The organism is Albimonas marina (genome assembly GCF_029223255.1).
Classification (GTDB): domain Bacteria; phylum Pseudomonadota; class Alphaproteobacteria; order Rhodobacterales; family Rhodobacteraceae; genus Albimonas.
The window spans coordinates 794978-814997 of the sequence record NZ_JARHUC010000002.1; the positions used below are offsets into that span (position 1 = coordinate 794978).

Genomic DNA, 20020 nt, shown 5'->3' on the forward strand with positions numbered 1-20020 from the left:
CCTTTTCGTGCCGGACCCCCAATCTCCCCCCTGAGAAGGAGACCGCAATGACTTCCGTCGCCGCCCCCCGCACGTTGTTCGACAAGGTCTGGGATCCCCACGTCGTCGTCGAGCGCGAGGACGGCCAGTCGCTCCTGTGGATCGACCGGCATTTCGTGCACGAAGGCTCCCACCACGCCTTCGCCCGCCTGCGCGAGCGCGGCGCGACGGTGGCGCGGCCGGAGCTGACCATCGGCATCGCCGACCACTACGTGCCCACCCGCACCCGCGACCTCTCCGCCGCCCAGCCGCAGATCGCCGACATGGTCCGCAGGCTGGAGCGCAACGCCGCCGAACAGGGCGTGCGCCTGTTCGGCCTGAACGACCCCCGCCAGGGCATCGTCCACGTGATGGGCCCCGAGCAGGGGTTCACGTTGCCCGGCCTGACCATGGTCTGCGGCGACTCGCATACCTCCACCCACGGCGCCTTCGGCGCCATCGCCTTCGGCATCGGCGCCTCCGAGGTCGCGCATGTGCTGATGACCCAGACGCTGTGGCAGCGCCGCCCGAAGCGGATGCGGGTGCGCTTCGACGGCCGGCTCGCCCCCGGCATCACCGCCAAGGACATGGCGCTCGCCTTCATCGCGACCGTCGGGGCGGACGGCGCGCGGGGCCACGCCATCGAATACGCGGGCGAGGCGGTGCGGGCCCTGTCGATGGAAGGCCGGCTGACGCTGTGCAACCTGTCGATCGAATCCGGCGGCCGCTGCGGGATGGTGGCGCCGGACGAGACCACCTTCGCCTTCGTGAAGGGCCGCCCGCACGCCCCCTCGGGCACGCTGTTCGAGCAGGCGGTCGAGGCGTGGTCGGCGCTCCCCTCCGACGCCGACGCCGCCTTCGACCGGGAGGTCGCGATCGACGCCGCCGCCATCGCCCCCACCGTGACCTGGGGCGTCTCGCCCGAGGACGCGCTGCCTATCGACGGGGCGGTGCCGGACCCGGCGCGGATCGCGGACCCCTCCCGCGCCGCCCATGCGCGCGAGGCCATCGACTACATGGGCCTGCGGCCCGGCCAGCGGCTGCAGGAGGTGACGGTGGACCGGGTCTTCATCGGCTCATGCACCAACGCGCGGATCGAGGATCTGCGCGCCGCCGCCGCGGTGCTCGCGGGGCGGCGGGCGAAGGTGCCGGGGCTGGTCTCGCCCGGCTCGATGATCGTGAAGGCGCAGGCGGAGCAGGAGGGGCTGGACCGGATCTTCACCGACGCGGGGCTCGAGTGGGTCGCCTCGGGCTGCTCGATGTGCGTGGGCATGAACGGCGACGTCGCGGCGCCGGGGGAGCGCTGCGCCTCGACCACCAACCGCAACTTCAAGGGCCGGCAGGGGCCGGGTGCGCGCACCCACCTGATGAGCCCGGCCATGGTCGCCGCCGCCGCCGTCGCCGGCCGGCTGGCCGACGTGCGCGAGATCCTGGGGGAGACCGCCCTGTGACGCCCTTCACGACCCTGACCGCCCCCGCCTGCCCGCTGCCCCTGTCGAACGTGGACACCGACCAGCTGATCCCGGCCCGCTTCATGTCGCGGCCCCGCAGCGAGGGCTATGGAGATTTCCTCCTGCACGACCTGCGCCGGGACGAGGCCGGCGCGCTCGACCCCGCCTTTCCGCTCAACGCCCATCCGGGCGCGCGGGCGCTGGTGGCGCGGCGCAATTTCGGCTGCGGCTCCTCGCGCGAGGCGGCGGTCTACGCGCTGGTCGACTTCGGCTTCGCCTGCGTGATCGCGCCCAGCTTCGGGGACATCTTCGCCTCGAACGCCGTCAACAACGGCCTGGTCCCCGCCACGGTCAGCGAGGCGGAGGCCGAGGCGCTGCTGGCCGCCGCGGCGGCCGGGGCCGAGCTGACCGTCGACCTCGAAGCCCAGCAGATCCGCGGCGCGGGCGACCCCATCGCCTTCGCCATCGACCCGGTCTGGCGCACCAAGCTGCTGAACGGCTGGGACGACGTGGACCTGACCCTGTCGCGCGCCGCCGAGATCGCGGCCTTCGCCAGGGCCGACGCCGCCGCCCGCCCCTGGGCGCAGCTTTCGCCCGACTGAGCGGGCGGGCGCCCCGGCCCGCCTCCCGGCCCGGGCCGCCGCCCTGACCCGGGCCCCGGTCTCGGCCTGCGTCTCAGACCCCGGAGCCGGCGCCCCGCCGCCCTGCGGACCGGGCGGGCGAGGCCGATGCGCGCCTGTCGCCCTGTCCCGGTCGCCGCCCCCCGCCGAGGCGGCGGGATCGGCCCCCCCCGGCCATCGCGACCGGCGCCGGCCCGCGGCGCTCGGGCTCAGGCCTTCGGATAGAGCGGCGAGTCCGTCGCCGCGGCCGCGTCGACCAGCGCGCGCAGGGCGGGCAGGTCGCGCAGAACCTCGTCGTCGGTCCAGGGGGGCGTTGCGCAGGCCGGGGCCCCGCCCTCGAGGACGCCGGCCGCGCGCAGGTCGATGCGGCGGGCGACGGCCGCGATCTCGACGAAGCCGAAGGAGGCGCCGCTGCCCGAGATCCGGTGGGCGACCGCGCGCAGCACGTCCCAGACCTCGGCGGCCGGACGCGCGCCCTGGCGGCCGTCCTCGACCGCCGCCTCGATCTCGGCGGTCATCGCGCGCATGTTGACCACGAAGGATTCGATCAGCTTGCGCAGCTCCTGCCTCAGGCCCGCGTCGATCATGCGCCCTCCAGCTCCCTCCAGATGCCCCGCACCCGGTCCGGCAGGCACAGCGGGTCGAAGGGCTTCACGATCACGTCGCAGGCGCCGAGCGCGCGGAACCGCGCGACCTCCGCCGCCTGCGCCTTCGCCGTCATGAACACGACCGGGATCGCGGCCAGCGCCGGCGTCGCCTGCAGCCGCGCCAGCACCGCGGGCCCGTCGAGCCCCGGCATCATCACGTCGAGCAGCACGAGGTCGGGGGCGAACCCCTCCAGCCTCGCCAGCGCGGTGGGGCCGTCGGGGAAGACCTGCACCTCGAACCCGCCCAGGCGCACGAGCGTCAACTCGCAGATCCGGCGCAGGTCGGGCTCGTCCTCGACGCAGGCGATGCGCCGCAGGTCACGGGCGATCATCGGCGGCCTCCTCCAGCGGGCGGTCGGGGGCGGGCGGACCCGCGCGGCGGGCGGCCCGGCGCTGCAGCAGGCGGGTCAGCGCGGCGGTCAGCGCCGAGGGGTCGATCGCCGACTTCAGGAAGGCCGCGTCCACCCGCGCGCGCAGGGCGGCGCGGGCCTCCTCGACGGAATAGACCAGCACCAGCGGCGCCTCGGGCCGGGCGCTGCGGATCGTGGCCACCAGGCTCTCCCCCCGGCCGTCGGGCATGCGCAGGTCGAGGATCACCGCGTCGTAGACCGAGCGCTCGAGCATCGCGCGCGCCGCGGTGCAGCTCGCCGCCCGCTCGGTCGCGGCCACGCCCTCCAGCGCGCGGGCGAGCAGGCGCGCCTGGTCGTCGTCGTCCTCGACCACCAGCACCCGCGCCCCCTCCCCCAGACGGTCGGCGATGGCGCGGCGCAGGCGCACGGGATCGACCCGGCCCGCGGGCCATTCCAGCACCTCCACCGGCCGGGGCAGCGCCGGGCCGCCGGCCTGCGGGTCGAGCGGGGCGGGCGCGAACAGGATCGCGGGGATCGCGGCGCCGGGGTCGAGCGCGCGCAGCGCCTCGACGATGCGCCGGCAGTCCTCCCCCGCCGCCGTCCCGTCGAGGACCACCGCGGCGGGATCGAGACGGGAGAGGCGCGCGATCGCCGCCTCCGCGTCGTCGGTCGGCTCGGGGCGCAGGCCCATCGCCTCGACCGCGGCGACCAGGGCCGCGCGGTGGTCGGGGTCGCGCGCGAAGATCATCGCCGGCTGCGGCGGCGCGGCGGGCGCGCCCTGCCCCTCCGCCTCGGCGTCGAGCGCCGGCAGGCGGAAGGCGAAGATCGAGCCGCCCCCGGGCGGGCACTCGAAGCCGATCTCGCCGCCATGCGCCTCGACGATGGCGCGCGCGATGCTGAGCCCGAGGCCCGTGCCCCCGCGCGCCCGGCTGTCGGAGCCGTCGGCCTGGGCGAAGCGGCTGAAGATGCGGTCGCGGAAATGGGGCGGCACGCCGGGCCCCTCGTCGGCCACCGCCACGCGCCAGGCGCCGTCCTCGCGCGCCACCGAGACGCGCACCGCGCCGCCGGCGTCGGAGTGCTTGATCGCGTTGGAGATCAGGTTGGCCAGCACCTGCGAGATGCGCCCCGGATCGGCCAGCGCCTCGGCCGGGCCGGGGGGCTCGGCGGGCTCGGCGACCAGGCGCACGCCCCGCTCGGCGGCCATCGAGGCGGTCTCGGCGACCGTCGCCTCGACCAGCGCGCGCAGGTCCAGGCGGCGACGGTCGTAGGGCATGCCGCCGGCGGCGATCTTCTCGATGTCGAGGATGTCGTTGATCAGGCGGATCAGCCGCTCCCCGTTGGCCTGGGCCATGTCGAGCATCTCGGTCGCGGCCTCGGGCAGCTCCCCCGCCACGCCGGCACGCAGCAGCGACAGCGAGCCCTTGATCGAGGCGAGCGGGGTGCGCAGCTCATGGCTGACGGTGGAGATGAACTCGGCCTTCATCCGCTCGGTCCGCCGCTCCTCGGAGAGGTCGGCGATCTGGCCGGTGAAGGTCGGCTCCCCGTCCACGCGATGGGCGGTGACGACCAGGCGCACGGGGAACCGCTCCCCGTCCGCGCGCACCGCCTCGCGCTCCTGCGAGCGGCCCAGGATCCGCCCCGCCCCGGTCAGGGCGTAGGCCCTGAGATAGGCGTCGTGGGCGGAGCGGTGCGGCTCGGGCGCGAGGATCGAGACGTTGCGGCCCAGGAGCTCCTCCCGCCGGTAGCGGAACATCTCCAGCAGGGCGCGGTTCGCGTAGCGGACCCGGCCGCGGGCGTCGATCGAGACGATGCCGTTCGCCGCCCCGTCCATCACCGCGGCGAGGCGCGCCTCGCGGGCGCGCAGCTCCTCCTGCCGGTCGCGGGCGCGGATCGCCATCTCGCGGAAGGCCGCGGCGGTGAGGCGCACCTCCTGCACGCCCTCGGCGGGCCAGTCCACGGCCTCGGGGTCGACGCCGGCCGTCATCGCCTCCCCCGCGGCGGCGAGCCGGCGCAGCGGCCGGGCGAGGCGCCGGCCCAGCGCCAGCGCCAGGGCCCCGGCCAGCGCGGTCGCGCCCAGGCCCGCCAGCAGCGCGTCGCGCCGCGCGGCGGCCATCAACGCCTCCACCGGCTCGGACGACCGCTCCCACGCCAGCATGTAGTCGCGCGGGGGGGCCATGTCGGCGATGCGCAGGGGCGCGGCGACGACCAGCGTGCGGCGGCCGGCGGCTTCGAGGGCGTAGGTCGGCGGGAAGGCGGCGGCCTCGGCCAGGCTCTCGGCGATGCCGGGAAGATCCTTCCAGGCTGCGCCCGGCGTCTCGGCGGCCATCGCGTCCTCTCGGGCGGGATCGAGGGTCGCCGCGTAGCGGCCCTGGGCGTCCACGATCCGGGGGGCGGACGCCGGCGCCTCGGCCGCGCTGATCGCGAGCAGGGTTCGGCGCAGGTCGACGTTGAGCACGATCCAGCCCTGCACCCGCCCGTCGGGGTCCAGCGCCGGGGCGACGGCGCGCAGCGTGGGGATGCGGCGCGGGTCGATCGCCCCATGCTCCCGGTTCATCTCGATCGGCGTGGCGAAGGGAGGGGCCGCGCCGCGCGCGCCGGCGGTCAGCATGTAGCCCCGCGCGCTCTTGGCCTGCAGCTCTTCGGGCGGGGTGCGGCGCAGCTCCCCGTCGATGCGGTCGAGGCGCACGACCTCCCGCCGCTCGGGCCCGCCGTCGATGTAGCGGACCTGGAACACGTCCCGCTCCGCCCGCAGGGTCGATTCGAAGATCGTGGCCAGCCGGTCGATCCATTGCCGGCGGGTGGAGCCGTCCTGCAGGTCGACGCCCGTGGCGCCCGACCGCTGCAGCCCCGCCAGCGGCGGCATCCGCGAGAGCGCGTCGGCCAGGCGCAGATAGGCCGCGACGCGCGACGACAGCAAGCGGGACTGCACCTCCAGCTCCGCCGCGCTGCGCTCCAGCGCCTGGTCGCGCAGGCGGGTCTGAAGACCCGCCGACAGCAGCACGGCGGCGAAGATCACCGACAGGCTGACCGCGGCCATCACGATGACCGCGAGGCGAGGTTCGCTGCGCGAGGCGAGACGCATTCCGTTCTCCGTCCGGTCCCCGCGGCGCGGGCGCGTCCGGGGCGGCGGCGATCCTTTCCCAACAAGGCGAAGAGATCGTAAACGCGCGCCCCCCTCGCGCCGGAATTCCGCACGCCCCCGCGCCCGCCGCCGGCTTGCGGCCGGGGCCCGGCCCTGCGAGCGTGGCGCGACGCCGGCGCGCGGCGCGACGAAGGCGGAGGCCCCCATGAAGATCCCCCTGCTCGGAGGCGTCGGCCTGTTCGTCCTGCCGCTGATGCTGGGGCTGGCGTTCTTCGCCGCCTCGCTGACGCCCTCGCTGATACCGCGGGACTGGGCGTTCCAGGGGGCGCTGGGGGGGCTGCTGACCGGGGTGGGCTACCTGCTGGGACGCGCTCTGCAGCTGCTATGGCTGGGCCTGGGCCTGCCGCCGGCGCGCGGGCGCGCCGGGCGCGCGGGGGCCTGGGCGGCGACGCTCGTGACCCTCGGCGGCTGGCTCTTCGCGGTGGGGCGCAGCACGGCCTGGCAGAACTCGATCCGCGAGCGGCTGGCGATGGACCCCGTCGAGGCGACCCAGTGGGCGCCGATGCTGGCGCTGGCGGCGGGGGTCTTCGCGCTGTGCTTCGTGCTGGGGCTGGTCGCGCTGTGGCTGTTCACGCTGCTGCGCGCGCGGCTCGACCGGGTGATGCCCCGGCGCACGGCCAACCTGCTGGGCGCGCTGGGGGCGGGCGGGCTGCTGTTCGTGCTGACCATCGACGGGCTGGTGCCCGAGGCGATCCGCACGCTCGACGACGCCTATGCCGACGCGCAGTTCCTGTTCGCCGACGCGCCCCCCGGCCCGCAGGATCCGAACAAGGCGGGGGGCTCCGGCTCGCTGGTCGACTGGCGGCTGATGGGCCAGCCCGGGCGCAACTTCGTGCTCGACGGGCCGGACGCCGCGGCGATCTCGGCGCTGACCGGGCGCCCCGCGCGCGAGCCGATCCGCGTCTACGTCGGCCGCGCCCAGGACGACGACCCGGAGGCGCGCGCCCGCCTCGCGCTCGCCGAACTGGAGCGGCTGGGCGCCTTCGAGCGCGAGGTGCTGGTGGTGGCCTCCCCGACCGGCACCGGCTGGCTCGACCCCGCCTCCCACGACCCGATGGAGTATCTGCTGGACGGGGACGTGGCGACGGTGGCGGTGCAGTATTCCTACATGCAGTCCCCCATGGCCCTGATCTTCGAGACCGAGACCGGGCTCGACCAGGCCGACGCGACGGTGCGCACGATCTACCGCTACTGGCGCGAGCTGCCGAAGGAGACGCGCCCGCGCCTCTACATCCACGGGCTGAGCCTGGGGGCCTGGTCCTCGATGCACGCCGTCGACCTGTTCGAGATCTTCGGCGACCCGATCCAGGGCGCCTTCTGGGCCGGCCCGCCGTTCCTGTCGCGGATGTGGCGGCAGGTGGTGGCGCGGCGCGACCCGGCCTCGCCCTACGTCTCGCCGGTGGTGGCGGACGGGGCGCTGGTGAGGTTCTTCTCGCAATACGGCGGGCTCGAGCGGGCGAGCGCGCCGTGGTCGCCGATCCGCATCGTCTACCTCCAGCACGCCTCGGACGCGATCGTGTTCTACGAGCCCGCCTCGCTGTGGCGCCCGCCGCAGTGGATGCGCGAGCCGCCGGCGCCGGACGTCTCGCCCAAGATGCGCTTCCTGCCCATCGTCACCCAGTTCCAGCTCGCGCTCGACATGATGCTGGCGCTGGGGACGCCCTCGGGCTTCGGGCACAACTACGCCGCGGCCGAATACATCGACGGATGGCGCGCCCTGACCGCGCCCGAGGGCTGGAGCGAGGCGCAGGTCGAGGCGCTGAAGGCCCTGTGCCGGGGCGAGCCGGGCGAGGGCTGCGCGAACTGAGCGCCGGCGCGGCGCGCGGGCCATGGCGCCCCTCGCCCCCCGCCCCTATCCTCCCGCCAAAGACCATAAGGGAGGGAAAGCATGTCCCACGTGATCGTGGCGGGCGGAGCGGGCGTGGTGGGCGCCGCCGCCGTCGAGGCCTTCGCGCGCGCCGGCTGGCGGGTGACCGCGCTGTGCCGCCGACCGCCGCCGGCCCTGCCGGGGGTGGAGCACCTGGCCCTCGACCTGACCGACCGCGCGGCCTGCGAGGCGGCGCTCGCGCGCCTGGGCGACGTCACCCATGCCGTCTACGCCGCCCTGCACGAGCTGCCGGGACTGGTGGCGGGCTGGCTCGACCCCGGCCAGATCGAGACCAACCGGGCGATGTTCGCGAACTTCCTCGATCCGCTGACCGCCGCCGCGGGCGGGCTGCGCCACGTCTCGGTCCTGCAGGGGGCGAAGGCCTACGGCGGCCACGTCCACCCGCCCGTGCCGGTCCCCGCGAAGGAGCGCTGGCCCCGCGACGACCATCCCAACTTCTACTGGGAGCAGGAGGATCACCTGCGCGCCGCCGCCGCCCGGGCGCGCGCGAAGGGCGGCGGCGCGCCCTGGACCTTCACCATCCTGCGCCCGCAGGTGGTGTTCGGGGGCGCCGTGGGCTCGGCCATGAACATCGCCCCGGTGCTGGGCGCCTACGCCGCGATCTGCGCCGAGGAGGGGCGCCCCTTCGCCTATCCCGGCGGCCCCGCCTGGCTGTGGGAGGCCGCGGACGCCCGCCTCGTCGCCAAGGCGCTGCTCTGGGCGGCCGAGGCCCCCTCGGCCGCGGACGAGACCTTCAACGTCGCGAACGGGGACGTCGCGGACTGGACCGCGCTCTGGCCCTCGATCGCCCGCGCGCTGGGCCAGGCGCCGGCCGAGCCCGAGCCCCTGTCGCTGGCCGCGTGGCTGCCGACGAAGGCGGAGGTCTGGGACCGGATCCGCGCCCGCCACGACCTGCGCGCCCCCGCCCTGCCCGCGCTGCTGGGGGAGTCGCATCACTACGCCGACCGCATCCTGGCCCATGGCGCGGCCGCGCCCCGCGCCCCGAACCTCCTGAGCACCATCAAGATCCGCCAGGCCGGCTTCGCCGAGTGCCAGGACACCGAGGACATGTTCGCCGACTGGTTCGAGCGGCTGCGCGCCGACCGCATCCTGCCGCCCCTGCCCTGAGCGGCGCCCGGAACGAGACCCGGAACGAAACCGGCCCCGCGGCGCGCGCCGCGGGGCCGGTGATCGGTCGAAGAGGCGTCGGAGGCGCAGGGCCCCGCCCGGCCCCCTCACTCGGCGGCGGCGAGCTCCATGGCCATGCCGTAGCTCGAGCCGCCCTGGTGGTAGACGTCGGGATGGGTCTGCAGCTCGCCGTCCTCGTCCGGGAAGCGGGTGAAGTAGCGCATCATCACCGGGACTCCCCAAGCGTCCATGTCGAAGGTGCGCGAGCCGTTGGCGTGTTCGTGCACCTCGGTCACGTCGACGCCCAGCACCCAGGCCGCGACCTCGTCCCAGCGCTCGACCCGCACGCAGCCGCTGCTCAGCGCGCGCATCTCGCGCTCGAACAGCTTGGGCTGGTTGGTGCCGTGGAGGTAGATGATCATCCCCGGCTCCAGCCGGATCGCCAGCAGGCCCAGCGGGTTGTTGCGCCCCGGCGGCCAGGTGCGGTCCTCGTACTTGCCGGTGGCGATCATCGAGGGGGTCGGCCGCCAGGTAGGCCGGAAGCGGACCACCGAGGTCTCGGTCGTCATCTCCGGCGTGCGGTCGCCGGCGTGGTCGCGGCCCACGATCACGCGGCTGCGCATCACCGGCTCGCCGTCCTCGAAGGCGATCAGCTCGAACGAGGGGATGTTGACCAGGATCGCCTTGCCCTGCGCGGGCACCTGCAGGGGGATGCCGTGGCGGTCCATCAGCTGCTGGTAGGTCTCGGGCGCCTGCTTGGCGGCGACCTCGGAGACGGTCTCCTCGGGCTGGACCACCGCGTCCTGCGCGGGAACGGGCGCGTCCTGCGCGGGAACGGACGCGGCGGAGGCGATCGGCGCGGGGCCGTTCGCCGAGGCGGTGGCGCCGGGCTGCGGTCCGGCGCAGCCGGCGAGCGCGCCGACGACGACAAGCAGGCCGAGCGCGCGGGCCGCGGCGCGGCTCCACGTCCCAGCGGCGCGCGGCGCGCCGCCGCGCGGGGCGCGGGGCCGGTTCAGGCTCGTGCGGGCGAAGACCATTCGGGAAATCCTCGTCTTGATCCAGAAGTCAGGGCGGAGTTTTCCCTCCGGCATCTTGCTGCTGTGCAACAATGATAGCTCGCGCCCCGGCGTTCGGCCCGTCATTCTTCCACGTCCCGGAAGGACTTCCGCAAGCCGGAAGCCGACGCCGATCCGCTCCGCCCCGATCAGCTCTGCGTGAACCCGTCGCGAGCGGCCGCATGGATCGACCGAAGCGCGTCCATCATAGCGCGCCCGGCGTTAGTTTTCGAGGCGGCGATCCGGAAAAGGCCGCGCACCGGACGCGGCCCCCGCTCAGCGCCCCAGCGCGGTTCGCCAGGCCGAGAGGAAATCCTTGCGCTTGAGCTCGTCGAGGTAGGTCAGCAGGCCGGGCGTCAGGCGGATCGGCAGGAACGTGCCCAGGCGGTTCTGGATCTGGCGCTCGACCTGGGAGGACGGCGACGGCGACCGGATCACGGGCAGCAGGATCGTGCGCTCGGCGATGATCCGCTGGCCCTCCTCCGAGAGCAGGAAGCCGATGAACCGGGTCGCCGGCTCCACCTGCCGCGCGCCCTTGGGCACGAAGGCGGTGCGGGTCATCACCAGGTTGTAGTCGTCGAAGAAGTGCAGGCCGAGGTGGGGCTCCGTCTCCGCCTGCGCGGCGGCGTAGGAGCCGATGGCGTTGAAGGCGAAGGCCAGCTCCCCCCGCGCCGTCGCCTCGACCATCTCGGAGGTGCAGCAGAAGGTGCGCACGTCGGCCCGGCCCAGGATCTCGAACAGCCGCAGCAGCTGGGGGCCCTGGAGGCTGTCCTGCGCGGCGTAGAGATAGCCCACGCCCGAGAGGGCGATGTCGTAGGCGCCGATGCGGCCGCGGAACCGCGCCTCGTTCTCGCGCACGAAGGTCGCCAGGTCCCGGTGGCTCGACGGCAGCTCCGCCTTCGAGATGGCGGTCGTGTCGTAGATCATCACCGCCGGCTCGAAGGTGAAGCCGAAGAGCTCCGAGCGCCACTCCGCCCAGGCGGGCGGCGCCGCCTGCGGGGGAAGCTGGATGCGCCGCGCGAGCCCGCGGTTGACCAGGTCGACCTGCAGATCCATCGCCGAGGAGATCACCACGTCCGGCGGAACCTTCGCGCCGAGGCTCAGCATCGAGCGGTGGAGCGAGAGGGTCTGGAACTCCACGTAGTCCACCGTCACGCCGGGGTTGCGCGCCTCGAACGCCTCGATCAGCGGGCGCATGGCCGGGGCGTCGGTGGCGCTGTGGACGGTCAGCGTCTGGGCCCGCGCGGGGCCCGCCGCGGGCCACGCCGCCAGCGCCAGCAGCAGCGCCGCGAGCACGCGCCTGAAGATCAGGGTCACGTCCAGCCCTCCCAGCTTCGAGCGGCCCAGCCGCAGCTCCGCCCCGTGGCCGTCGGCCACCGCCTTGACGATCGAGAGGCCCAGGCCCGAGCCCGTGCTCGTCTCCGACAGCGAGGTGAAGCGCTCGGTGGCCCGGTGCAGGTCCGCCTCGGCGATGCCGGGGCCGGCGTCCTCGACGCTGAGGCGCAGGTCGGGGCCCGCCCCCTCCAGCGTGATGGCGATGGCGTTGTCGGGCGGACCGTGGCGCACGGCGTTCTCGATCAGGTTGCGCAGCGCCTCGCGGATCGAGACGCCGTCCCCCTCGATCACGTCCTCGCCCTCGGCGATGCCGTCGCCGACGAAGGACAGCGAGATCCGCCGCATCCGGCTGTCGCGCAGGCTTTCGGCGAGGATGTCGCGCACCAGCGGCTTCAGCGCCAGCGGCCGCAGGCTGGAGCGGTCGGAGCGGTGGATGACCATGGCGTTGGCCAGCAGCTGGTTGGTCAGCCGCACCGTGCGCGCCGCCTGCCGGTCGGCCTTCAGCACGCGCGAGCGCATCTGCTCGGGATCCGCCGCGTCCACCGCGAGCGAGAGGTGCCCCTGCAGGGCCGAGAGCGAGGTGCGCGTCTGGTGGGCGACGTCGGCGATGAAGGTCTCGGTCAGGGTGCGGGAACGGCGCAGGCTGCGGATGAAGTCGTTGATCGCGTCGAACAACCCGCGGATCTCCCGCGGGGGGGCGCCCTTCACCAGGCTCAGGTCCGACGGGTCGCGCTGGGCGAGGTCGGAGGCGATCCGGCGCAGCGGCGACAGCGAGGTGCGGATCGCCACCCACACGAAGCCGAGCCCGATCAGCGACAGCACCCCCAGCCCCGCCAGCCCGACGCCGAAGAACGAGAGCTGCTGTGCGCGCCGCCATTCCACGGTCTGCCCGATCTGCACCGCCACCCACTGCCGCCCGTCCGAGCCGGCGAGCTGGCGGCCCTGGATCACGAAGCGGAACGCCGCGCCGCGATAGTCCCGGTCGAAGAAGACCGGGCTCGCGGAGGGCGAGAGCGCGGGAGGCGCGGGCAGGTCGTGGGCGCCGGTGATCTCGCGCCGGCCGGGGATGTAGATGCGGTACTGCACCCGGTCGACGGGGTTGAGCGACAGGATCTCCATCGCCGAGGTCGGCAGGTCCACCGTCACCCCGTCCGGCCCCTCCGACACCCGCTCGAGGATCGAGAGCGCGGCGCCGGCCAGCAGCAGGTCGTGGGTGCGGTTGGCGGCGTTGCGCGAATAGCTCCACAGCAGCGCCGAGATCAGGACCAGGAGGATCGCGAAGCCCGCCGCCATCGACACCAGCAGCCGGCGCTGGAGCGAATGGCCCGCCGCCTCGATCCCCGCCGGGCCGGGCCCCTCCGGCCCGGTCCCCGTCGCCTCGGACCCCGCCGCGTCGGTCCCCGCCGCTTCAGTCATCGTCCGAGAGATAGGCGATGTAGCCCAGCCCCCGCGCGGTCTTGATGACCAGCGGCGTGCCCTCGAGCTTGCGGCGCAGGCGGGTGACGAGCTGCTCGACCGCGTTCAGGCTCGGCGCCTCCTCGAAGGTGTAGAGGCGGTCGGCCACGTCCTCCTTGGTCAGCATCCGGCCCATGTTGTCGATCATGATCTCGAGGAGCTGGATCTCGCGGGCGCGCATCTGGGCGTCGCGGCCGTCGATGGTGGCGCGCTTGGCCGCCCGGTCGAAGACCAGCGGGCCGGCGGCGAAGACGTTGCTCGCCGCCCCCGCCCGGCGCCGCGCCAGCACCCGGCAGCGGGCCGACAGCTCGCGGAAGTCGACGGGCTTGATCATGTAGTCGTCGGCCCCCGCATCCAGCCCGATCACCCGGTCGTCGATCTGGCTGCGCGCGGTCAGGATGATCACCGGCGTCTCGTCCGCGCGGTTGCGCAGCGAGCGCAGGACCTCGTAGCCGCTGCGCCCCGGCAGGTTCACGTCCAGCAGGACGATGTCGAACTTGAAGTGGCGCAGAAGCTCGTTCGCCTCGTCGCCGTCGCGCTCGCGGTCGACGGAATGCCCCTCGGCGCGGAGGCGATCGATGATCGTCTCGGCCAGGTCGTCGTTGTCTTCCACCAGCAGCATTCTCATGCGCCGAAATTAGCAGCGGGGGGGCGCCCCGGAAAGCGGAGGGTGACGTCGGCGCCCCCGAGTCAGCGTCCGGTCAGCTTCACGTCAGGGAACGATCAGCCTGCGCGGCGATACACGGGAACGCCGGGGGAGGACCCGGAGAAAATCCGCTTGGGAGGATATCCATGTCGTTCGCACGCCTCGGCGCGGCCGCTTTCGCCGCCGCCGCCGTCTTCGCCGCGCCCGCCGTCGCCCAGAGCCAGATCGACGATCCCGAATGCGTCGCGCCCGCCAACCCCGGCGGCGGCTTCGACCTGACCTGCCGCGTCGCGCAGACCGGCCTCGCGCCCCACGTGTCCGAGCCGATCCAGGTGACCTTCATGCCCGGCGGCATCGGGGCCGTGGCCTACAACATGTTCAACACCACCCGCACCGACGACGGCTCGGCCATCGTGGCCTTCTCGACCGGGTCGCTGCTCAACATCATCACCGGCAAGTACGGCTCCTTCACCGAGAAGGACGTGCGCTGGGTGGGCACCGCGGGCGCCGACTTCGGCGCGGTGGTGGTGCGCGCGGACAGCGAGTACCAGGACCTCAAGCAGCTGATGGACGACTTCTCGGCCGACCCGGCCTCGGTCGTCGTCGGCGCGGGCGGCTCGGTCGGCTCGCAGGACTGGATGAAGGGCGCGCTGCTGCTGCGCGAGGCCGGCGCCTCGCCGATGGCCATGCGCTACGTGGCCTTCGACGGCGGCGGCGACGCCATCGCGGCCCTGCTGGGCGGCTCGATCGAGGTCTACATGGGCGACGTGGGCGAGATGGTCTCGCATCTCGAGTCCGGCCAGATGCGCATCCTCGCGGTGATGTCGCCCGAGCGCCTGGAGCCCCCCTTCGCCGAGATCCCCACCGCGATCGAGCTGGGCTACGACGTCGAGTGGACGATCCTGCGCGGCTTCTACATGGGCGGCGGGGTCTCGGACGCCGAGTACCAGACCTGGGTCGACGCCTTCCAGGCCGCCTACGCGACCCCCGAGTTCGCCGCCGTCCAGAAGGAGCGGGGCCTGCTGCCGCTCAACCTCGCGGGCGCCGAGCTCCAGGCCTCGATCGAAGAGCGGGTCCAGACCCTGCGCGAGATCGCGGCCGAGGCGGGCCTGATCAGCAACTGATCCCGGCCGCCCGCCTCCCGGCCCGTCTCCGCCCCAGGGAGACGGGCCGGTTCCCTCTCGACGCCGCCCCATGTAACGAGGAGACCGTCATGGTCGACCGCCTGTTCGCGGGGGTGCTGCTGATCGCGACGCTGGCCTATGCGGTCATCGCCTTCACCGCCATCAAAGCCCCCTTCCAATACGATCCGCTCGGCCCCGAAAGCTGGCCGCGGATCCTGTCGCTGGTCGCGATCGCCTGCCTGCTGGTGATCCTGTGGAAGCCCGACGCCACCGAGATGGGCGTCGCGAAGCGGACCTGGTTCCGTCTCGCCGCCACGGTGATCCTGCTGACCGCCTACTCCGAGCTCTACGAGCCGCTGGGCTTCGTGCTCTCCACCTTCCTGTTCGGCGCGGCGCTGTGCGCGATGCTGGGCGGCGGCGTCGTGCGCTCGCTCGCCTTCGGCGCGGCCGCGGGGGTCGCGGGCTACCTGCTGTGCGCGGTCGTGCTCGATCTCAACCTGCCCGAGGGCGAGCTGATCGAGATGCTGACCGAGCCCTCCGTCGAAAAAGGAGCGTCGTGATGGACGCCGTGCTTTCCGGCCTCGCGACGGGCTTCGGCGTCGCGCTCGATCCGTTCAACCTGTTCCTGGTCCTCGCGGGCTGCTTCGCGGGCACGCTGATCGGCGCCCTGCCGGGCCTGGGCCCGATCAACGGCGTCGCGATCCTGCTGCCCATCGCCTACGGCCTGGGCTTCGGGCCCGAGTCCGCGCTGATCCTGCTGGCCGGCATCTACTACGGCGCCGAGTACGGCGGGCGCATCTCCTCGATCCTGCTCAACGTGCCGGGCGACGCGGGCGCGGTGATGACCACGCTCGACGGCAACCCGATGGCGCGCGCGGGGCTGGCGGGACGGGCGCTGTCGCTCTCGGCCGTCGCCTCCTTCGTGGGCGGCACCTTCGCGGTGGTGCTGATGTCGCTGTTCGCGCCGATGCTGGCGAGCTTCGCGGTCACCTTCTCGCCCGCCGACTACGTGGCGCTGATGGTCTTCGCCTTCGCCTCCCTCGCCTCGCTTGTGGGCAAGAGCACGGTGAAGACGCTGCTGGGCGCCGCCATCGGCCTGATGCTGGCCACCATCGGCATCGACGCCAACACCGGCGTCGCGCGCTACACCTTCGGCGTGCCCGACCTGCTGGCGGGGATCGACTTCCTGATCGTCGTGGTGGGCCTGTTCGGCATGGCCGAGCTGCTGACGCTGGTCGAGCACCAGGTCTCGGGCAAGCTCAAGTCCCTGCCCGTGGACAAGAGCTTCGTGCGCATGGCCGACCTCGCGAAGTGCAAGTGGACCATCGCGCGGGCCTCGGTGATCGGCTTCTTCATCGGCATCCTGCCGGGCACCGGCGCCTCGGTCGCCTCGGCCGTGGCCTACGGGACCGAGAAGCGGATCTCGGACACGGAGAAGACTTTCGGGACCGGCGACGTGCGCGGGCTGGCCGCGCCCGAGGCCGCCAACAACGCCGCCGCGGGCGGGGCGATGGTGCCGATGCTGACGCTGGGCATCCCGGGGTCGGGGACCACCGCGATCCTGCTGGGCGCGCTGCTGATGTTCAACATCCAGCCCGGCCCGATGATGTTCACCCAGCGGCCCGAGGTGGCCTGGGGCCTGATCGCGTCGATGTACATCGGCAACGTCGCGCTGCTGGTCATCAACCTGCCGCTGGTGGGCCTGTTCGCCCGGATGCTGACGATCCCGCAGCACTACCTGACGCCGCTGATCGCGATCCTGGCCTTCATCGGCATCTACACGATCGTGGGCAACCCGTTCGACCTGCTGCTGATCACCGGCCTCGGCGTCTTCGGGTGGTTCCTGCGCAAGCTCGACTTCTCGCTCGCGCCCGTGATCCTGGGCTTCGTGCTGGGCAGCCTGTTCGAGAACAACCTGCGCCGGGCGCTGTCGATCTCCGGCGGCGACTGGGGGATCCTGGTCGCCGACTGGAAGAGCCTGATCCTCTACGCGCTGGCCGTGGCGGTGGTGGCCGCCCCGATCTGGCTGGCCCGCCGGGCGCGCCGGATGGAAGGCGACGCCGCCGACGGCCGGGGCTGAGGCGATGGCGAGCGACCTTCGGACGCCGGCGTCGACGCTGGCGGCCGGACTGGCGGGGGCGGCTCTGGCCGCCCTCGCCGGCGTTCCGGCCGGCGCGCTGATCGGAAGCACGCTCGCCGTCGTCGCGCTGGCGGCGAGCGGGCGCTCCGTCGGCCTGCCGAACCGCCTGCGCGACGTGGCCTTCGCGACCATCGGCGTCTCGCTCGGCTCGGGCGTGGACGAGCGGCTGGTCGACCAGTTCGGCGCCTGGGCCGTCAGCCTCTCGATCCTGACGATCTCGCTGGTCGCGACGCTGGCCGCGGGCCGGCTGATCCTGACCCGCGGCTTCGGGCTGGATGCGCGCACCGCGACGCTCGCGAGCTCCCCCGGCACGATGTCGAACGCCATCGCCATGGCGGCCGAGGGGCATGGCGACGCGACGGCGGTGATGTTCCTGCAGGTGATGCGCCTGCTGGTCCTGGTGCTGGCGGTGCCGCCGCTGGCGGTGGCGCTGGGCGGATCGGCGCAGGGCGCGGACCTGGCCGGCGCGACGATGCCGCCCGCGGCCTTCGCGCTGCTGCTGGCCGCGGCGCTGGCGCTCGGCTTCGTGGGCGCGCGCGCGGGCCTGCCGGCGGCGTGCCTCCTCGCCGGCATGGTCGTCAGCGCCGCCGGCCACGCCACCGGGCTGGTCCACGGGGCGGCGCCGGCCTGGGCGATCTTCGCGGCCTTCGCGACGACGGGCGCGGCGCTGAGCGCGAGGATGAGCAAGGTGACCGCCGCCCAGGCCCGGCGCCATGCGCTGGCGGGCCTGGCGATCGTGACGGCGACGCTGGTCCTGTCGCTGGGCTTCGCTCTGCTCGCGCAGGCGGCGACCGGCCTCGCCTTCGCGCAGGTCTGGATCGCCTACGCTCCCGGCGGGGTCGAGGCGATGGCCGCCATCGGCCTGTCGCTGGGCTACGACCCCGCCTACGTCGCCGTGCACCATTTCGTGCGGATCTTCGTGCTGGTCCTGATCGTCCCGGTCGCGCTGCGCCTCTGACGCCCCCCTGCCCTGCCGGCGCCGCGCCCGAGCGCGCGGCGCCGGTCCCCGCGAATGCGCCCCCGCGAATGTTCCATTGCTTTGCCGCCCCGCAAGCGTCAGCGTCTCCTCCACCGTTCAGCCGCCGAGGGAGATGCGCATGACCGCCGAGACCAAGCCGATCGCCGGCCTGAACGCGGCGATCTTCGGCGGCTGCATGATCGCGTTCCTGGGGTTCGGCTTCGCCGCCACCTTCGGCGTGTTCCTCGGCCCGATGTCCGCCGACCTCGGCTGGGGGCGCGAGACCTTCTCGCTCTCGGTGGCGGTGCAGGCCCTGGTCTGGGGCTTCTCGCAGCCCGTGGCGGGGGCGGTCGCCGACCGCTACGGCACCGCCCGGGTGCTCGCCTTCGGCGCGGTCTGCGCCGGCGTCGGCTTCGCGCTGCGCGGGCTGACGACCGATCCCACGGCCTTCATCCTGACCGGCGTTCTCGTCGGCGCGGGCACCGGCGCGGCCTCCTTCCCCATCGTGATCGGCGCGCTGGGCAAGATCGTGCGGGCCGAGCGCCGCAGCTTCATCCTGGGCCTGGGCACCGCGGCGGCCTCGCTGGGGATGTTCGTGGCGGCGCCCTCGGCCACGGCGATGATCGCCTCGGCCGGATGGCAGACCGCGCTGATCGCCATCGGCGCGAGCTTCGCGCTGATCCTGCCCTTCCTGTTCCTGATCGCCCGCGTCTCCCGCCCCACCGCCTCGGGGTCGAGCGCCGGCGACTTCGGCCAGGCGCTTTCGGCCGCGTTCACCGACCGCAGCTACCTGTGCCTGTTCTTCGGCTTCTTCGTCTGCGGCTTCCACGTGGCCTTCATCCAGACCCACCTGCCCGCCTACGTGGTCGACCTGGGGCTGGCCGCCTCGATCGGCGCCTGGTCGCTGTCGCTGATCGGCCTGTTCAACATCGCCGGGTCGTTCCTGTCGGGCTGGTCCGGGCAGGCCTATTCCAAGCGCGCGGTGCTGAGCGGCATCTACGTCGCGCGGGCCATCGTGATCACGATCTTCATCCTCGTCCCGATCTCGGAGACGAGCGTGCTGGTCTTCTCGGCGGTGATGGGCCTGCTGTGGCTGTCGACCGTGCCCCTGACCATGGGCCTGGTGGCGCAGACGCAGGGTCTGAAGTTCCTCTCGACGCTCGCGGGCCTGGTGTTCCTGAGCCACCAGACCGGCAGCTTCCTCGGCGCCTGGCTGGGCGGCCGCATCTACGACGCCGCCCAGGACTACACCCCGATGTGGTGGACCGCCGTGGCCCTCGGCCTGCTCGCCGCGCTGATCCACCTGCCGATCCGCGAGGAGCCCGGCCCGCTGGCGCGGGCGGAGATGGCGTCGGAGGCGTGACGGGACATCGAACCCTCCCTCACTCGGCGAGCCCGTCGAACGCACGCCGCCAAGGGAACCCCGGTCCCGGGGACAGGCCCAGGGCGCCAGAGCCGAACTCTGGCTCATTCGCGCCTTTCGATCCGCGCGGAATGCAACCGGTCGGAGGAGGCGCGATCCGCCTTGCGGACATCAGGGCCGCGCGCCCTGCGGAGGCTCGCCCAGCCCGGCCGCCGACGAGCGGCGGCCGGAATGGAGAGGGCGAGCGGGCGGATCAGGCCCAGCCGAGGGCCGCGAGGGACTCGGCGTCGTTCCAGATCTTGGTCATGTGGGTGATCTTCCCGCCCGCGAATTCCATCGCGTAGACGTAGTCGGCCGCCGCCGCGCGGCCCGTCGGGGGAACCGGGCCGCCCTCGCCGGTGTGGGTCCCGTGGAACACCGCGAAGGCCAGGACCACGTCCCGGTCCGCGTCCGCCGCAAAGCCCTTCAGCTCGTAGCGGCCGTCCGGCAGCGGGACCAGGAGGCCCTTCATCCACTCCGCATAGGCCTCGAGCGTATGGGTGTCGGCCAGCGCCCGAGACTGGCAGGAGAAGCTCGCCTCCGGGCTGCAGAACGGCGCGCAGGCCGCCCAGCCTCCGCCGGTCTCGCAGGCTTCGAAAAAGGCGCGGGCGGTCTCGGTCATGGTCATCTGCAGGGTCATCGGAAAAAGCCTCCTGTGTGAGGCCGGCCTCCGGGTCGTGGG

The 20020-nt window shown here is 73.7% G+C and carries 16 protein-coding genes; 9 read left to right on the forward strand and 7 right to left on the reverse strand.

The genetic code is table 11. The annotated features are described in order from the left end of the window. The first annotated feature begins 47 nt into the window (after positions 1-47). Together leuC and leuD are read left to right on the forward strand one after the other, a co-directional pair. Entirely contained in the window at positions 48-1469 is a 1422-nt protein-coding gene (leuC, locus tag P2H44_RS07385) for a 3-isopropylmalate dehydratase large subunit (RefSeq protein ID WP_275762830.1), read from the forward strand. Beyond that, positions 1466-2071 carry a 3-isopropylmalate dehydratase small subunit gene (leuD, locus tag P2H44_RS07390; protein ID WP_275762831.1) on the forward strand — a complete coding sequence of 202 codons (606 nt, stop codon included), beginning with the start codon at positions 1466-1468 and terminating at the stop codon, positions 2069-2071. Before leuC ends, leuD begins: the two co-directional genes overlap by 4 nt. A 227-nt stretch (positions 2072-2298) precedes the next feature. Here leuD and P2H44_RS07395 read toward each other — a convergent pair whose 3' ends face one another. From P2H44_RS07395 to P2H44_RS07405, 3 genes are read right to left on the reverse strand one after another with little or no spacing between them, the layout of a single operon-like run. Further along, entirely contained in the window at positions 2299-2676 is a 378-nt protein-coding gene (locus P2H44_RS07395; protein WP_275762832.1) for an Hpt domain-containing protein, read from the reverse strand. Continuing rightward, positions 2673-3068: a response regulator gene (locus P2H44_RS07400; protein ID WP_275762833.1), complete on the reverse strand. Its 396-nt coding sequence runs from the start codon at positions 3066-3068 to the stop codon at positions 2673-2675. The genes P2H44_RS07395 and P2H44_RS07400 overlap by 4 nt, the downstream gene beginning before the upstream one ends. Continuing rightward, on the reverse strand, positions 3055-6168 hold the full coding sequence (locus P2H44_RS07405; RefSeq protein ID WP_275762834.1) for an ATP-binding protein: 3114 nt from the start codon (positions 6166-6168) through the stop codon (positions 3055-3057). The genes P2H44_RS07400 and P2H44_RS07405 overlap by 14 nt, the downstream gene beginning before the upstream one ends. A 205-nt stretch (positions 6169-6373) precedes the next feature. On the opposite strand from P2H44_RS07405, the gene P2H44_RS07410 reads away from it, so the two are divergent. Then, the gene (locus tag P2H44_RS07410) at positions 6374-8035 is read left to right on the forward strand and encodes an alpha/beta hydrolase (RefSeq protein WP_275762835.1); all 1662 of its coding nucleotides are present in this window, start codon (positions 6374-6376) and stop codon (positions 8033-8035) included. Between the two features lie 81 nt (positions 8036-8116). Continuing rightward, positions 8117-9223 carry an NAD-dependent epimerase/dehydratase family protein gene (locus tag P2H44_RS07415; protein ID WP_275762836.1) on the forward strand — a complete coding sequence of 369 codons (1107 nt, stop codon included), beginning with the start codon at positions 8117-8119 and terminating at the stop codon, positions 9221-9223. Positions 9224-9330: 107 nt separating this feature from the next. Here the strand turns inward: P2H44_RS07415 and P2H44_RS07420 are convergent, their stop codons facing one another. From P2H44_RS07420 to P2H44_RS07430, 3 genes are all read right to left on the reverse strand, one after another. Next, positions 9331-10260, reverse strand: a complete 930-nt coding sequence (locus tag P2H44_RS07420; protein WP_275762837.1) for a L,D-transpeptidase family protein — start codon at positions 10258-10260, stop codon at positions 9331-9333. Positions 10261-10554: 294 nt separating this feature from the next. Beyond that, complete coding sequence (locus P2H44_RS07425) at positions 10555-13029, reverse strand: sensor histidine kinase (RefSeq protein WP_275762838.1); 2475 nt, start codon at positions 13027-13029, stop codon at positions 10555-10557. Continuing rightward, a complete protein-coding gene (locus P2H44_RS07430) occupies positions 13022-13690 on the reverse strand; it encodes a response regulator transcription factor (RefSeq protein WP_275762839.1) in 669 nt (222 codons plus the stop codon). The genes P2H44_RS07425 and P2H44_RS07430 overlap by 8 nt, the downstream gene beginning before the upstream one ends. A 170-nt stretch (positions 13691-13860) precedes the next feature. Here P2H44_RS07430 and P2H44_RS07435 point away from each other — a divergent pair, with 170 nt between their 5' ends. The 5 genes from P2H44_RS07435 to P2H44_RS07455 all read left to right on the forward strand — a co-directional run bounded on the left by P2H44_RS07435 (position 13861) and on the right by P2H44_RS07455 (position 19299). After that, a complete protein-coding gene (locus tag P2H44_RS07435; protein ID WP_275762840.1) occupies positions 13861-14838 on the forward strand; it encodes a Bug family tripartite tricarboxylate transporter substrate binding protein in 978 nt (325 codons plus the stop codon). A gap of 89 nt (positions 14839-14927) precedes the next feature. Next, positions 14928-15398 (forward strand): tripartite tricarboxylate transporter TctB family protein, encoded by a 471-nt coding sequence (locus P2H44_RS07440; protein WP_275762841.1) that lies wholly within the window; start codon positions 14928-14930, stop codon positions 15396-15398. Continuing rightward, on the forward strand, positions 15398-16918 hold the full coding sequence (locus tag P2H44_RS07445; protein ID WP_275762842.1) for a tripartite tricarboxylate transporter permease: 1521 nt from the start codon (positions 15398-15400) through the stop codon (positions 16916-16918). Before P2H44_RS07440 ends, P2H44_RS07445 begins: the two co-directional genes overlap by 1 nt. 4 nt (positions 16919-16922) lie before the next feature. Next, positions 16923-17936 (forward strand): AbrB family transcriptional regulator, encoded by a 1014-nt coding sequence (locus P2H44_RS07450; protein WP_275762843.1) that lies wholly within the window; start codon positions 16923-16925, stop codon positions 17934-17936. Positions 17937-18075: 139 nt separating this feature from the next. Further along, the gene (locus P2H44_RS07455; protein WP_275762844.1) at positions 18076-19299 is read left to right on the forward strand and encodes an MFS transporter; all 1224 of its coding nucleotides are present in this window, start codon (positions 18076-18078) and stop codon (positions 19297-19299) included. A 253-nt stretch (positions 19300-19552) separates the two neighbouring features. On the opposite strand, the gene P2H44_RS07460 is transcribed toward P2H44_RS07455, so the two are convergent. Beyond that, on the reverse strand, positions 19553-19978 hold the full coding sequence (locus P2H44_RS07460) for an ester cyclase (RefSeq protein ID WP_275762845.1): 426 nt from the start codon (positions 19976-19978) through the stop codon (positions 19553-19555). Positions 19979-20020: the final 42 nt, after the last annotated feature.